This is a genomic window from Metabacillus fastidiosus NBRC 101226, assembly GCF_001591625.1.
GTDB lineage: Bacteria > Bacillota > Bacilli > Bacillales > Bacillaceae > Metabacillus > Metabacillus fastidiosus.
On sequence record NZ_BCVG01000089.1, the window covers coordinates 1 to 15521 of the forward strand.

Genomic DNA, 15521 nt, shown 5'->3' on the forward strand with positions numbered 1-15521 from the left:
CCAAATCCTTGATTTTACTGGATTTCCATGACAGGGCCTTTCAACAGAATGTCCCAAAAGGGTTGCTTTTTACCCTTTTGGGACATTCTCATTCTTTATTATATTTCTACAATATACGATGTTTGAAAAGTCCAATTTTAGTATAAAGCAAAAATAAGAATATTTTAATTAACTTCTAACACAAAGTAAAAGAAAAAAATAAGGAGGCGCTTTTTATCACAGAACATGTTAACGCTGATTATTTTATTGTATTGCTTGGAATTTTTCTTATTTTAGGTGTCATTACGACAAAGCTTTCATTAAGGTTCGGTATTCCTGCTCTCGTGCTTTTCATGCTGATCGGAATGTTAATAGGTAGCGATGGGTTGGGATTTATTCACTTTGATGATGTCCATTTAGCCGAATTAACCGGGATAATCGCATTGATTATTATTTTATTTGATGGAGGTCTGCAAACAAGATGGAGTACAGTAAAAAAAGTTGCTGCACCCTCTTTAACTTTAGCTACTATCGGTGTGCTTTTGACAACTTCAATTATTGCGATTGGAGCAAAATTGATCTTTGGTATCGACTGGCTTGAGGCGTTTTTAATGGGAGCCATCGTTGGTTCCACAGATGCAGCTGCAGTATTCTCTGTTATGACCGGGCAAAATATTAAAGATAAACTATCCTCAACATTAGAAGCAGAATCAGGGACAAATGATCCTATGGCTGTCTTCCTAACAATATCCATTATTCAATTAATAACTTCTGATAACACAAATATTCTTATGTTAATCGGTTCATTTTTCTGGCAAATGGGATTGGGTTTAGGAATTGGACTGCTTTTTGGGTTTATCGCCTCTAAATCAATTAATCAAATTAACTTAGATTCAAGCGGTCTATATCCTGTACTTGTTCTAAGCCTTGCCATTCTTACTTACAGCCTTACTTCATTAATTAATGCGAGCGGATTCCTTGCTGTCTATGTAGCAGCACTCGTTATAGGAAATCAGGAACTAACATATCGCCATTCCATTATAAGATTTAATGAAGGACTTGCATGGATGATGCAAATCGTTATGTTCATTATTTTAGGTTTATTAGCTTCCCCTCCTCAAATAATGAGTTGGGATATTATTTGGAAAGGCATTTTACTGTCATTTATTCTCATGTTTATTGCAAGACCTATTGCAGTATTCTTATCTATATCATTTTTCAAATTTACGATAAATGATAAAATATTCATATCCTGGGCAGGCTTACGGGGTGCTGTTCCAATTGTACTCGCAACATTTCCAATGATTGCAGGTGTTGAAAACAGCCAGCTCATGTTCAATATAGTCTTTTTCGTTGTTTTAACATCAGCTCTTATTCAAGGTTCTTCCATTTCCTTTCTTGCTGAGAAATTGCATTTAACTGGTGAAGTAAAGGCATCTTCTCCACACATGCTGAAACTTGTTTCAATTGGAAAAGCAAATGCAGAAATGATTGAATTCGAAGTTGGAAATGATAATCATATAATCGGAAAGCCTCTCGATCAAATAAGTTTTCCAGAACAAGCATTAATTAATGCTATCATTCGGAACAATAAATTAGTTCCTTCTCATGGTGACACAGTTATCCATAAGGGTGATATTTTGTATATTTTAGCTGATAAAAAAGTAACAACAACTTTATTATCTATTTTAAATGAGAGAAAAGAATATGAAGAATTCGTAAGTGCTACTTCAGAATAATTCCAGCAGAAAAATAGCTTTTTATCCAAGGAATTTCAATTTGAAGCTCTTTGGATAAAAGGACTGGAACCTCGCTACAATATTATTTAAAAGAACTCATCAAAGGAGATATCAATGAGGAAATTAATCGCAATCGATTTAGATGGAACATTATTATCATCACATTATCAAATTTCTAAAGAAAATATACAAGCAATCCGTCATGCACAGAAAGCTGGACATATTGTGATAATTTGTTCTGGCCGTGCTCCTGAAGATATAGCGGCCCTTTCAGCAAAGTTTGATTTAGATTGTCCAATAGCGGGTAGTAATGGTACTGTCGTTATCATTAACGGGAAGGAAATAAGCAATATTTCTATGGATAAAAAAACTGTTTTTTCCGCTTCAAAACTATTAGATCAATTTAAAAGCCCTTATCGTGTCTACACAAATTACGGTGTCTTTATTGAAGCAGCATGGGCGGAACGTTTTTCTGAAATTTTCCAACAATATAAAGAAATTAAGGACACAGTTTCAATATTTGAATATAAAATGCTAACAGAAGAGCCTATTGAAACAGATACACTTAAAATATTTCACCAGATTGATGATTTATTATCATTAAAAAATATCAAAGTTCAGAAATTTTTTATCCCAACTTTAATACAAAGCACAAAGGAAGAGCTAATTTCTGCTTTTCAAAAAATGGAGGAAGTTGCACTTACTTCATCTGGACCAACAAATATAGAGATCATGGACAAAAATGGGAATAAATCAAATGGAATAAAAACATTAGCAAAATATTTCGGCATTCCATTAGAAAATACAATCGCTATTGGTGATAATTTTAATGATTTACCGATGATGGAGGCAGCGGGACTATCAGTGGCAATGGGAAATGGTGACCCAAAAGTTAAAGAACTTTGTGATATTATAACATTAACAAATGATGAACATGGTGTTGCTTATGCAATTGAAAAATACGTTTTAAATCTTTAATTTTCTTATGCAGGGCTTCCTTCTTTCATAAAGGTCAGACTTTAAAACCCAAATTATTACCGAGTCTGTCTCTTTATAGGCAGCCTTCTTCTTTCATATGCCTATAGTTTCTCACTAACTATATCATAGCACATATCTTCCTATATTTTTCCCTCCATATTATATAGTCAATTCATTCATTTAAGGATAAAATAAAATAAAACTTTCATTATTAGGTCCTTATACCTGTTGTGTACAATACAATATATAGAAGTTATTTATTAAAGGAGTTAAAATTATGCAGGAAGCAATGATTGGAATTACTCTCTCGGCTATGGCAACTGGAATGGGTGCCGTTCCGATTCTCTTTTTAAAAGATGTTACACATAAGTGGCGGGATGTTTTACTGGCATATGCAGCCGGAATTATGATGGCAGCATCTACTTTCAGCTTAATACCTGAAGCATTACGTTTATCAAATTCATATGTTCTGACAATCGGATTATTACTCGGAACATTCGTACTTAACTTTCTCGAAAAAAATATCCCTCATATTGACCTTGAACATACGAAATATGGGATAAAAATTGAACAAAAAGCCCTTCTTATCGTTGCTGCAATTACATTGCATAATTTACCTGAAGGATTATCTGTTGGAGTAAGCTATGCAGCTGAAAATACAGAGCTTGGCGGATTAATCGCGTTTGCAATCGGACTGCAAAATGCTCCTGAAGGATTTCTTGTCGCCCTTTTCCTCGTAAATCAAAATATTTCAAAATGGACCGCGTTACTAATCGCTACCTTAACAGGTGCAGTCGAAATTGTTACCGGTACTGCCGGGTTCTTTTTAGCAAATGAAGTTGGCGGTCTAGTGCCCTATGGTTTAAGTTTTGCAGCGGGAGCAATGTTATTTATTATTTATAAAGAATTAATCCCTGAAAGTCATGGAGATGGAAATGAACGATTTTCCACATACGCTTTCATACTCGGTCTTATTACAATGCTATTTATGGTAAATGGATTATAATTAAAGCCTTGGCAGTTATACTATGCCAAGGCTCTAATATGTTCAAAAAAACTTCTTTTTCCAAAAAATAACTGTTGTTAAACTTGATAAAAATACGGCCATTCCCATTGTTATAAAAAATGCATAAGGGCTATTCTGAAATGGTAAATCGATATTCATTCCATAAATGCTGGCTACCATCGTTGGGAAAGATAAAATAAGAGTAATAGATGTTAAAAATTTCATTACAATGTTTAAATTATTAGAAATAACAGAAGCAAAAGCATCCATCATTCCACTTAAGATTGAACTGTACGTATCAGCCATTTCAATGGCCTGCGTATTTTCAATAATAACATCATCTAATAAATCTTTATCCTCTTCGTACATCTTCAAATGATTCAGTCTTAACATCTTATCTAAAACAACCTTATTCGACTTTAGCGATGTCGTAAAATAAACAAGACTTTTTTCAAGCGCTAAAAATGAATACAGTTCCTTATTTTTCATTGACTGATGAAGCTCTCTCTCAATCTCATTTGTTTTCTTATTAATTTGTTTCAAATATTTTAAATAATAGGAAGAAATGGAGAAAAGAATTTGAAGAGCAAATCTTGTTTTCTTATTTGTGTAAAATCCTCTTATACGATTGTTTTTAAAATCGTCTAAAATTGGTGTTTCTCTAAGGGAAATCGTTATAAAATGATCGTTCGTTATAATCATTCCCATTGGAATTGTATCATATATTGGAAAGCCGACATCATCATGTGTCATAAAAGGAAAGTCGGCGATAATCAATGCTTTATCATCTTCCTTTTCAATTCTTGATCTTTCTTCATCATCGAGGGGATCTTTAAGGAAATCAATCGGGATATTAAGTTGTTTACCAATCAGAATAATTTCTTCCTCTGTTGGAGAAACAATATTAATCCAGCATCCTCTGACAATTCCATCGATCTTTTCCAATTTCATTTCTGCATTTGTAACAAAATATTCGATCATTATTCATTGCCTCCTCATGTCTAAATTGAGGAAGGGACAACATTTAAAAAGTTGATATGATTAAAAATTGTACCGACTTCCTCCAGCTTGGTCTTGGGGTCGGGATCATTGGAACTATAACTGCTCAAACATATCAACTCCTTTTCTGCTAAAAATATAATGTACTATTTGATTATAAATGAAATAACACTAATTTCAATTTAAACATATATACATTTACGAATTTTTAACATTTTAAAAATAGGAAAGCCCCCAGTATAGATTACTGAGAGCATCACGAAAGCTTTTATTCAATTCCTTCTTTTACTTCTTTAATCATTTCTTTCACAGATACTAGTCCGCCGCCAGATAAATACCAGTAGCTTGGATCTAAGTAAGTAATTTTTTCATTTTTAAATGCGTTTGTATTTTTTACAAGCTCATTTTCAACTACTTTTTTCGCTCCTTCTCCTTCACCTACTGCTGCATCCCGGTCAATAACGAAAAGATAATCCGGATTTTTTTCTGAGATGAATTCTGGAGAAATATTTTGGCCATGTGTTGATACTTCAATTTTTTCTTCCACTGCTGGAACACCTAATACGTCATGGACAATACCGCCGAATCTTGAACCTGGTCCATAAGCGCTGATTTTACCGCCAGCTGTTAATATGATTAAGCTTTTCTTATCACCTGCTGCTTTTTCTTTAACAGTTGCGATATCTTTATCAATATTAGCTAATTCTTCTTTAATAACATCTTCTTTATCAAAAATTTGACCGATTACTTCCATATTAGTTTTAAATGATTCCATATACTTCGCAGTATCTACACCAACATAAACAGTTGGAGCAAGCTTAGTAAATTCTTCATATAATTCAGACTGTCTGCCGGAAATTAAAATTAAGTCCGGATCAATTTCAGCAATCTTTTCAAAATCAGGCTCTTTCAAACTTCCAACATTTTCATACTTCTTGTCTTCATATTTAGAAAGGTATGGTGGAATATTCGCTTGAGGAACACCAGTAACTTCCACACCTAAAGCATCTAATGTATCAAGTGCACCAAAATCAAATACAACTACTTTTTTAGGATTTTGTTCTAATTTCGTTTCTCCTAATTCATGCTTAATTGTTAATACTTCCGCTTCCTTTTTATCACCTTTCGGTTCAGAACCTTTTTCTGCCCCGTTTGAACTGTCATTTGCGCCACATGCCGCAGCAATGATAACAAGAAGGCATGTTAATAAAAACAATGCTACTTTCTTCATTTCTACACCTCTTAATATATTTTATGTAATAAATAATGAAAATCATTATCAAGTAACAAATTCATTCTACTGAAAATGATTATCACTGTCAACAAGTTTTTTGAAATTCAATCATTCTTTTTTAAAAAACGTGCAATCGGGAATGATAATAGTAAGTAATAAGAATAAAATTTATTAGAGGAGAAGCTATCCATGAAAGAAATACAACAAATAGATGACGGAGTATTAATCAAGCTTTTATCTTTAATAAATGAAGATGAGCTTGGAATTGAAATTGAAGTTACATTAACAGTTAGCGGCACCCATATTTCCGGCATTATTATTAATCCAATAACATATTTTGACGGTGCCTTGCAATCCATCCAGCATATCAAAGATCCGACGTTGCAAAGAATTTTAACAAACCAATTTGAAAAGTTGAAAGAAGAATATATAAAGGAAAAAGAGGATAGTGAGGATGAGGAATTTTCTCCGAACTTCATCCATTTGAAAGATGCAGTATTCCATACAGCAGCAGGGCAAATACTTCATCAAAACTGCCCAATTTGGTGGAGGGGGAAAATTTCATCTATCGATGGTTTTTCATTAGGCTGCCATATTTAGAAAACAAGAGAAATAAATTCCTTCCTCTCTAACAAATATGATCGGATTAAAATACAGTTAGAGAGGACTAATATACTTTAACCTTCAAATGTGGACGAATTAATATACATATGGGGGGGTTCATTATATGTTATTATTTCAAAATTTTCATGTAATCACTGAAGCTATGTAAATTATTTATGAACTTTTTAAATACTTAAAAACCTTTTAAAATTCCATGTTAAACTTTATTCAATAACATCTATTTTAAAAGGAGTATTAAATGGACAAAAAAGTTAATATTGAATCTTTACTGGAGATTCTCCTCGTATCAACTAAATTAGGCCTTACTTCATTCGGTGGCCCAATCGCCCATTTAGGATATTTTCATGAAGAATATATTCGAAGACGGAAATGGATGGATGAACGAAGCTATGCTGATTTAGTTGCATTATGTCAATTCCTCCCCGGTCCTGCAAGCAGTCAGATAGGAATTGGAATTGGTGTCATGCGGGCAGGAGTTTTAGGTGGAATTTTAGCATTTATCGGATTTACACTGCCGTCTGTTATTGCGCTAATAATATTTGCGCTTATTTTGCAAGGATTAAATATAACCGATGCAAGCTGGATTCATGGTTTAAAGCTTGTAGCAGTAGCAATTGTTGCACATGCAATTATCGGTATGGCAGAGAAACTTACACCTGATAATCCACGGAAAACAATCGCATTATTTGCATTAATCGGTACATTATTATGGCAGACCGCTTATACACAAGTTGCAGTCATCCTTCTTGCAGGAATTATCGGATTTCTTATTTATAAAGAACATAACGAAGAGAAAATTAAAAAATCTTCCTTTCCAATTTCTAAAACATTTGCTTCTTTCTGTTTAATTTTATTTTTCGGACTATTAATCTTTCTTCCTATATTAAGAGAAATAACTTCCTTTGGCTGGATTGCCATGTTTGACAGCTTTTACCGGGCAGGCTCACTCGTGTTCGGCGGCGGACATGTCGTCCTTCCTCTGCTTGAAAGAGAATTTGTTCCAACAGGATTACTAAGTAAAGAAGCATTTTTAGCAGGTTATGGTGCAACGCAAGCAGTACCAGGCCCTTTATTTACATTCGCAGCATATCTTGGAACTGTAATGAGTGGATGGCAAGGTGGGCTAATTGCAACAGCAGCAGTCTTTCTTCCAGCATTTCTTCTTATTTTTGGAACATTGCCATTTTGGGATACTCTGAGAAAAAATAATAAAATTAAAGGCGCGTTAATGGGTGTGAATGCAGCAGTGGTCGGAATACTTATTTCCGCTTTTTACAACCCGATTTGGACGAGCTCTATTTTAACACCAATTGATTTTGCTTTCGCAGCTGTCTTATTCAGCATGTTAGTTTTTTGGAAGCTTCCACCATGGTTAATCGTATTAACTGGAGCAATCGGCGGAATCATTTTAGAAATTTTCATTTAACGTTAAAAAGCACCGGCTTATAAAGAGCCGATGCTTTTATTTTTATTAAAATGACTTTACAGTTCTTTGAAAAAAGGGCTGATCAACAATACTTGATCAGCCCTTTTTTCATTATTGGTTTCCTCTTTTTACCCACTCTGCAACTGTAACAGTACGTTTAGCCTGATGTTTAACCGCTGCTTGAACGTCATCCACCATTTTCCCATCTTGGCTTACAGTTACACTTGTTCCATACGGATTTCCTCCAGCTCCAAATGTAACTGGATCCGTATAACCAGGTGCTGCGATAATCGCACCCCAATGCATCATTGAAGTATATAATGATAAAAGAGTAGCTTCCTGGCCTCCATGCGGATTTTGTGCAGAAGTCATTGCACTTACAACTTTATTCACTGTTTTACCAGTAGCCCATAGTCCACCTTGAATATCAAGGAATTGCTTCATTTGTGATGGCATATTACCAAAGCGAGTCGGGACACTAAAAATTATTGCGTCCGCCCATTCAATATCGTCTCCTGTCGCAATCGGAACATCTTTCGTTGCTTCAACAGTTGCTTTCCATGCTTCGTTTCTCTCAATCGTTGATTCTGGTGCTAATTCTTGAACCTTTAATACTCTAACTTCTGCCCCAGCTTCTTTTGCTCCTTCTTCAGCCCATTGTGCTAATTGATAATTTGTTCCACCCATACTATAAAAAATCACTGCTAATTTTACATTCGTCATTTTTTCTTCCTCCTTTATTGATGAATTCCCAAATAATTTTGATAAGAAACCCATTATTAAACACCACCTATTATCTCTTTTGTTTGAAAAATATATTCATTGCTGAACAGACTTTGTTAACTCACTTGAATCCTTTTTAAAAATTAATTGACTTACCGATAATAACTTACTTCCATTGATAAAAAGATAAATTGCTATAGCTAAAAATGCTAAATCTAACTCATACCCTGCCATTTGGCCATTGCCTAATAACCCAAGAGATAGTTTTACTTTTACTATTGCCCCAATCATAATAATGGTATATAAAGCAGATACAAGTCGAGTTGCCAGCCCAATGATTAATGCAATTCCCCCGATTAATTCTGTAAGTGCCACACCATATGCCATGAAACCTGGTAATCCAATACTTGCAAACCATCCGACAGTATTTTCAATTCCATCTTGAAATTTCACTAAACCATGAACAAAGAATAATGCTCCTAATGCTATACGTAAAATAAATGCTCCTAATTCATTTTTAAACATACTCAGCCTAACCCTCTAAAAAAATTTTATTATAATAATTTATTACAAACTACGATACCACTGTGCGGCAGCTTCCACTTCTTCCGCTGTCAAGCGATGCCCTTTATTTTCCCAATGAAGCTTTACATCTGCCTTTGCTTTCTCTAATAATGATTGCAGTTCATCAGCTTCTTCTGGCGGACACATTGGATCGTTTGTTCCTGCTGCAATGAACAATGATTTCCCCGATAAGTCAGGAAGTTCAATTCCTCTTCGTGGTACCATTGGATGATGAAGAATCGCTCCTCTTAATGCATCTTCATAGTGAAATAACAAACTTGCCGCAATATTAGCTCCATTTGAGTAGCCAATAGCCATAATATTATCCCGGTCAAAATTATACTTTTCTGCTGCCTCATTTAGAAACTCGTTTAATTCTTTCGTACGGAAAATAAGGTCTTCTTCATCAAAGACTCCCTCAGCTAATCTTCGGAAGAACCTAGGCATTCCATTCTCTAATACATTTCCACGAACACTTAATACTGAAGCCGTGTCATCAATTCTTCCAGCAAGAGGTAACAAGTCTAACTCATTTCCACCAGTACCATGAAGTAATAGTAATGTTGGTTTCGTAGTATCTTTTCCTTTATTAAAAATATGTTTCATCATTTATCCTCCTCCAGAATACGAACCTCAACAGTTGGTAAGGTTTCTTCTAATTCTTTTCGCTTTGACTCTAACCAAGATGGTAACATGAGTTTATTCCCGAGTTCAGTAACAGGTTCATCAACTGAAAATCCTGGTGGATCAGTCGCAATTTCGAAAAGTATACCTCCTTCTTCATGGAAATACACTGCTTCGAAGTAGTTTCGGTCACGAATTTCAGTCGGATAGTATTCTTTTTCTTGAAGAAGTGACCTCCATCTTAGAAGATCTTGTTCATCCTTTGCTCTCCATGCTATATGGTGAACAGTTCCAGCTCCCATTAGCCCACGAACTGAAGGAGTTAGCTTAATATCAATTATATTTCCAAGATTCCCTTCAGATCTAAATCTGAGAAATCCTTCGTCCTGACCAATATTTTCGAGTCCTAAAATATTTTCTAGAACATTCGCAGTTTTATGAGGTTGTACTGAAATTAAAGTAGCCCCTCCAAAACCTTTAATCGCATTTTCTCCTTGAATTCCACTAAAGTTCCAAGTATTTATTGGTCCTTCGTTTCGTTCTATAAGTTCAAGTTGGAGTCCGTCAGGATCATCAAATTTCAAATATCGTTCACCGAAACGTTCAGATGAACTAAATTCAATGCTGAATTTTTGAAAACGTTGTTCCCAAAATTTAATTGATCCCACCGGAATAATGAAGCTAATAACTCCGACTTGTCCTGTTCCAATTCGACCCTTTAGCTGTTTCTCCCATGGAAAAAATGTAATAACAGTTCCAGGTTGACCACCTTCATTACCAAAATAGAGATGATACACTTCTGGCCGATCGAAATTGACTGTCTTTTTAACAAGTCTTAACCCAAGTACACCCGTATAAAAATCAATATTTCTTTGGGCATCGTTAACCATTGCTGTTATATGATGGATACCTGCTGTTTTTTGCAATTTTCATCCCTCCATTTCGCAACTCGACTATTGCAAGATTATTTAGGTCTTTCTATAGAAAAAACCTCACCAATTTTTGCATAATTAGTACCTGCTAATCGGCTTACAGCAGCTAAACCATCGGGATCTATTCTTCCATCTTTATAAAGATCATTTTCAATATGAAATTGAACAACTTTCCCTATAATAAGATCACATCCAGCTGAATCCATGCCTCCCAATTCTAAAGAACGTTCTAAGGTACATTCCATACGAATTTTTGCTTCTTTTATACCTGGTACGGAGATTTTTGAACTTTCTACTGGAGTTAAGTCAGCTAACTCAATCTCACTTTGATCAGAAGAAAGGTTTGCAGCTGTTTTATTTATTTTTTCAACATTTTGTTCATCAACAACATGGATGACAAATTCTTTTGACTCAATAATGTTTCTTGCTGTATCCTTTTGTCTGCCACCTGTTCGTTGAATAGATAATGAAATCATCGGCGGATTCGATGAGACGATATTAAAATAGCTAAATGGTGCTCCATTTAAAACGCCGCCTTTTGAAAGTGTTGTGACAAAAGCAATCGGTCTAGGTATGATACTGCCTATTAAAAACTTATAATTTTCTCTTTCCGTATTTTTTATTGGATCAATCGAAAGCAAGATATCACTCCTTTCATTCCATTAATCTAATTCCCGAACCTCAAATGGAAGCAAAACTTGCTCAAGCTTATTTCTCTGAGGTTCATATTGTTCAGGCAACATCAATTTCTCTCCCATTGTTTCCTGAGATTCATCGTGAGAAAATCCTGGTGGATCAGTTGCAATTTCGAATAATATGCCTCCATGTTCTCTAAAGTAAATAGCATTAAAATAGTTTCTATCCTGAACAGGAGTGACGCCATATCCATTCTCTGTAACATACTCTTTCCAATCCAATTGGTCTTTGTCATCAATAGCTCGCCATGCAATATGGTGTACTGTTCCCACCCCCATTTGTCCGCGTCCCACTGGAGTTAATTTTAGATCGATTATATTACCAATGTCTGCTGAAGAACGATAACGGATAAAGTCACCTTCTTTTCCAATAAGTTCAAGTCCCATTACTTTTTCTAACAATTCAGCTGTTTTTTTAGGCTGAGCTGATAATAAAGTAGCCCCACCAAAACCTTTAATCGCAACTTCAGGTGTTACCTCTCCAAAGCTCCAAGTATTTATTTCTCCTTCTTCTCTTTCGACAATCTCCAAATGGAGTCCATGCGGATCGTCAAATTGTAAATAGTACTCTCCAAAACGCTCCATTTTAGAAAAAGTTATATTGAATTTTCCCAGTCTTTTTTCCCAAAATTCCATAGCACCTTTTGGAACAGCATATGAAGTAACGCCTACCTGACCATCTCCAATAATTCCTTGGCGAGCCCCTGCCCACGGAAAGAATGTAATAATTGTTCCCGGTTTCCCACCTTCATTACCAAAATAAAGATGATAAGTACCTGGATCATCAAAATTGACCGTCTGTTTCACTAAACGCAGCCCTAAAACTCCAGCATAAAAATCTACATTTTCTTGTGGATGGCTTACAATTGCGGTAATATGATGAATTCCCATTGTTTCTTTAGACATTCAATTTCACTCCCACTTATAAATTTTGATAAAGATTTTGATACTACATGTAAGTGACAAATTCCATAACAGGCTTGCGATATCCGCGCGGCTGTCTGCTTTCCACTTTCTCTTTCCCTATTGCAATCATCATAACTGCCTCGTATTGATCACTTATATTTAAAATATGTTTAACCTCTTCAGCATCAAAACCAATCATGGGACACGTATCCCAGCCTTTTTCCTTTGCAGCCATCATAAACATCATCGCTGATAATGAAGCATTCCTTATCGCTTCATCTCTTTGAAACTCCTGACCTCTCGATTCATAGAATGAAACAGTATCATTAACCATATGATCGTACTCTTGTTTATTTATAATTCCTAACATCTTCAATCCTTCATAAATTTCTGAAGCTTGATGGAATGCCTTTTTATCCCCTAGTACGAGTATAACTGCTGAAGCACTTGATATTTTATATTGTCCATCTGCAGCCTTTCTTAATTTCTCTTTTATAGACGGGTCTATAATTGTTATATAATTTGTATGCTGTAGATTAAAAGCGGATGGACTAAGTTTCACCAGCTCAAATATTTCATTTAGTTCCTCTTTTTTAATAGTTTGACCTGGAAGAAAATTACTTGCAGACCGTCTTTCTTTTACTAATTGTATAAAATCTGTCATCACACAAATCTCCTCTATTTAAAGAATCTTTATTTCGAGATATTATATAAAAAATATATAAATATCAGCTACAAGCAACGCTCGTTTAGATTCATATATTTAATATTAGCTGTCATTCATTTCAATCAAATTATCTTGAAATTGAGATAAATAAGCAATAAAAAGTTATTTCTCTATTCTTCCAATTATTTTCTTCAAAAGTAATACTAAAGCTTCTGCCTCACTAGTATTTAATGAATCAAAAATGTAATCAATAAACTCTTCATGTTTCGGCATAATTTTCTTCATTAATTCAAGTCCAGCATCAGTTAATATTACATGTATAACCCGGCGGTCTGTAGGACATGCAGTTCTTTTTAATAAACCTTTATGTTCTAATTTATCAATAACATATGTCATTGAACCGCTTGAAATTAATATGCTTTTTCCAATTTGCTGTATTGTTTGAGTTCCTTTATGAAAAAGCACCTCTAAAACCGAAAATTCAGTAATACTTAAATTATTTTTAGTCATGTCATCCCTTATTCGTTCCTGAATTACTCTGGATGTTTGCATAAGCATTAAGTATGGCTCGTTTGTGCATTTGCCAGCCATTTAACCACCTCCCCATGACTATAAGTCAAACTAAAATCATCCAAATGAAAAATCTTTATTTAAAATATCTTGAATATGAGATAATATTAAAACATATCCTTTTCATTGTCAATAACATTTTATTTTTTAATATTAAGGAATCGAATTTCATATTCACTAAAATAGTCTATTTAGCATTTTATTTAATAACAAAAAGCATCGGACGTAAACCGATGCTTCTACGTTCCTTATAAATATTTCCTGTGTACAGTTTTTCCATCATATGAAAATAGAACTGCCTTTCCTTCTAACATACTTTCCATATTAACTGGACGACCCCAGAGTTGATAAACATATGGAAGTACTTTTTCTAAATATTTAAGATCAAGCTCAATCCCTTCATACCAGTGTTTTAAATATAATTCCCCGTTCTTCATATAATCTCCATCAGTGACAGTAATATATGGGAAGCCCCCGTTTACTCTCATATTTATTAATTGATCTCTCACATTTTCCCACTCTTTATCAATAACTTTATAATCACGGCCCTGTTTTTGGAAAAGGTACATATCCTCCCTCATGATAAGATCTTTTGTTAAATAGTTGCGGATAAAAGATATATCTGATTCTACTTCCCGAACTTCAAACATCTTTTCCCGGCCTGAATTAGCTTTTACGCCTCGTCTCTTCATTTCCTCTGTCGGGTTATTATACCGTTCCTCAATATCTTCAAAAATTTTCAAGCCAAGATAATATGGGTTAATACTCGTCTTTGATGGTTGTACGACTCCTGCATTTAACTTTGCAAACTCAATCGCATCGCCTGACGTTAAATCCATTTCACGGATGATTCTTTGATGCCAATACGAAGCCCAGCCTTCATTCATAATTTTCGTTTCAAGCTGAGGCCAGAAATAAAGCATTTCTTCTCTCATCATCGTTAAAATATCACGCTGCCAATCATCTAATTCACGGCTATGTTCTTGAATAAATAGAAGAATATCCTTTTCTGGTGATGGAGGGAATTTTTTCTTTCTCCGTTTTGGCCGTTCTATCTTTTTATTTTTTTCATCAAGATTCCATAAATCGTCATAAGGCGAAAGTGGCTTTACTTCATCCTCTTCCTCTAAATCATCAATATCCCATGCTAATTTTGGCCGGACAAGTGACGGATCGATATGCTCTTGAATTGAAAGAACAGCATCCAAAAATGTCTCTACTTCCGCCCTGCCGTATTCAATTTCGTAATTTTTCACACGCTCGGCAGTTGCCGCCATACTTTCTACCATTTCACGTTTCGTATTGCTGAAGCGGCAATTATTTTTAAAGAAATCACAATGTGCAAGAACGTGCGCGACAATTAGTTTATTTTGAATTAATGAATTCGTATCAAGTAAAAATGCGTAACAAGGGTCTGAATTAATAACAAGTTCATAAATCTTACTAAGTCCTAAATCATACTGAAGCTTCATTCGATGAAATTGTTTCCCAAAACTCCAATGTGAAAATCGGGTCGGCATCCCATAAGCACCAAATGTATAAATAATATCAGCCGGACATATTTCATAGCGCATCGGATAAAAGTCTAAACCGAAGCCTTCTGCAATTTCAGTTATTTCCTCAATTGCATATTCAAGTTCTTTATAATATGCTTCATTCATCTATTTTTCCCCCTAAATGAAACAGCTTTTACAACAATGTATGAGCTTAAGGAGAAAAACATGAGAATGTTTCTTCAATTTCTAAAATGGGACTGCTTCTTTTATTTCAAAAGTACTGTTTATTTGCAACTTTTATCCCAGCCTTAACGGGCAGTAAAACTCCCCCTTCAAAGTTCTAGCAATTCGAGGTAGTG

At 34.7% G+C, this 15521-nt stretch carries 16 protein-coding genes; 5 read left to right on the forward strand and 11 right to left on the reverse strand.

Features of this window, described 5'->3' with window-relative positions:
* Positions 1-215: 215 nt before the first annotated feature.
* The 3 genes from BFA01S_RS16765 to BFA01S_RS16775 all read left to right on the forward strand — a co-directional run bounded on the left by BFA01S_RS16765 (position 216) and on the right by BFA01S_RS16775 (position 3702).
* Positions 216-1718, forward strand: coding sequence for a potassium/proton antiporter (locus BFA01S_RS16765; protein WP_066233267.1), 1503 nt, complete (start codon positions 216-218; stop codon positions 1716-1718).
* Between the two features lie 114 nt (positions 1719-1832).
* Positions 1833-2696, forward strand: coding sequence for a Cof-type HAD-IIB family hydrolase (locus BFA01S_RS16770; RefSeq protein WP_066233269.1), 864 nt, complete (start codon positions 1833-1835; stop codon positions 2694-2696).
* Positions 2697-2973: 277 nt separating this feature from the next.
* On the forward strand, positions 2974-3702 hold the full coding sequence (locus tag BFA01S_RS16775; RefSeq protein WP_066233272.1) for a ZIP family metal transporter: 729 nt from the start codon (positions 2974-2976) through the stop codon (positions 3700-3702).
* 42 nt (positions 3703-3744) lie between these two features.
* Here the strand turns inward: BFA01S_RS16775 and BFA01S_RS16780 are convergent, their stop codons facing one another.
* Complete coding sequence (locus tag BFA01S_RS16780; protein ID WP_066233274.1) at positions 3745-4683, reverse strand: magnesium transporter CorA family protein; 939 nt, start codon at positions 4681-4683, stop codon at positions 3745-3747.
* Positions 4684-4969: 286 nt separating this feature from the next.
* Positions 4970-5932 (reverse strand): siderophore ABC transporter substrate-binding protein, encoded by a 963-nt coding sequence (locus tag BFA01S_RS16785; protein WP_066233277.1) that lies wholly within the window; start codon positions 5930-5932, stop codon positions 4970-4972.
* A 192-nt stretch (positions 5933-6124) separates the two neighbouring features.
* Here BFA01S_RS16785 and BFA01S_RS16790 point away from each other — a divergent pair, with 192 nt between their 5' ends.
* Together BFA01S_RS16790 and BFA01S_RS16795 are read left to right on the forward strand one after the other, a co-directional pair.
* A complete protein-coding gene (locus BFA01S_RS16790; protein WP_066233279.1) occupies positions 6125-6535 on the forward strand; it encodes a hypothetical protein in 411 nt (136 codons plus the stop codon).
* Between the two features lie 262 nt (positions 6536-6797).
* Positions 6798-7985, forward strand: a complete 1188-nt coding sequence (locus BFA01S_RS16795; RefSeq protein WP_066233282.1) for a chromate transporter — start codon at positions 6798-6800, stop codon at positions 7983-7985.
* 111 nt (positions 7986-8096) lie between these two features.
* Here BFA01S_RS16795 and wrbA read toward each other — a convergent pair whose 3' ends face one another.
* The 9 genes from wrbA to BFA01S_RS16840 form a co-directional block, all read right to left on the reverse strand.
* On the reverse strand, positions 8097-8708 hold the full coding sequence (wrbA, locus tag BFA01S_RS16800) for an NAD(P)H:quinone oxidoreductase (RefSeq protein WP_066233305.1): 612 nt from the start codon (positions 8706-8708) through the stop codon (positions 8097-8099).
* Between the two features lie 96 nt (positions 8709-8804).
* Positions 8805-9233 (reverse strand): DoxX family protein, encoded by a 429-nt coding sequence (locus BFA01S_RS16805; protein ID WP_066233285.1) that lies wholly within the window; start codon positions 9231-9233, stop codon positions 8805-8807.
* Positions 9234-9275: 42 nt separating this feature from the next.
* Entirely contained in the window at positions 9276-9878 is a 603-nt protein-coding gene (locus BFA01S_RS16810; RefSeq protein WP_066233288.1) for an alpha/beta hydrolase, read from the reverse strand.
* On the reverse strand, positions 9878-10822 hold the full coding sequence (locus BFA01S_RS16815) for a ring-cleaving dioxygenase (protein ID WP_082800047.1): 945 nt from the start codon (positions 10820-10822) through the stop codon (positions 9878-9880). Before BFA01S_RS16815 ends, BFA01S_RS16810 begins: the two co-directional genes overlap by 1 nt.
* 38 nt (positions 10823-10860) lie before the next feature.
* Positions 10861-11469 (reverse strand): flavin reductase family protein, encoded by a 609-nt coding sequence (locus tag BFA01S_RS16820; protein WP_066233291.1) that lies wholly within the window; start codon positions 11467-11469, stop codon positions 10861-10863.
* A 21-nt stretch (positions 11470-11490) separates the two neighbouring features.
* Complete coding sequence (locus BFA01S_RS16825; protein WP_066233293.1) at positions 11491-12429, reverse strand: ring-cleaving dioxygenase; 939 nt, start codon at positions 12427-12429, stop codon at positions 11491-11493.
* Positions 12430-12472: 43 nt separating this feature from the next.
* Entirely contained in the window at positions 12473-13093 is a 621-nt protein-coding gene (locus tag BFA01S_RS16830) for a nitroreductase family protein (protein WP_066233296.1), read from the reverse strand.
* Positions 13094-13258: 165 nt separating this feature from the next.
* On the reverse strand, positions 13259-13687 hold the full coding sequence (locus tag BFA01S_RS16835; protein ID WP_066233299.1) for a MarR family winged helix-turn-helix transcriptional regulator: 429 nt from the start codon (positions 13685-13687) through the stop codon (positions 13259-13261).
* 227 nt (positions 13688-13914) lie between these two features.
* Positions 13915-15327 (reverse strand): SpoVR family protein, encoded by a 1413-nt coding sequence (locus BFA01S_RS16840; RefSeq protein WP_066233302.1) that lies wholly within the window; start codon positions 15325-15327, stop codon positions 13915-13917.
* Positions 15328-15521: the final 194 nt, after the last annotated feature.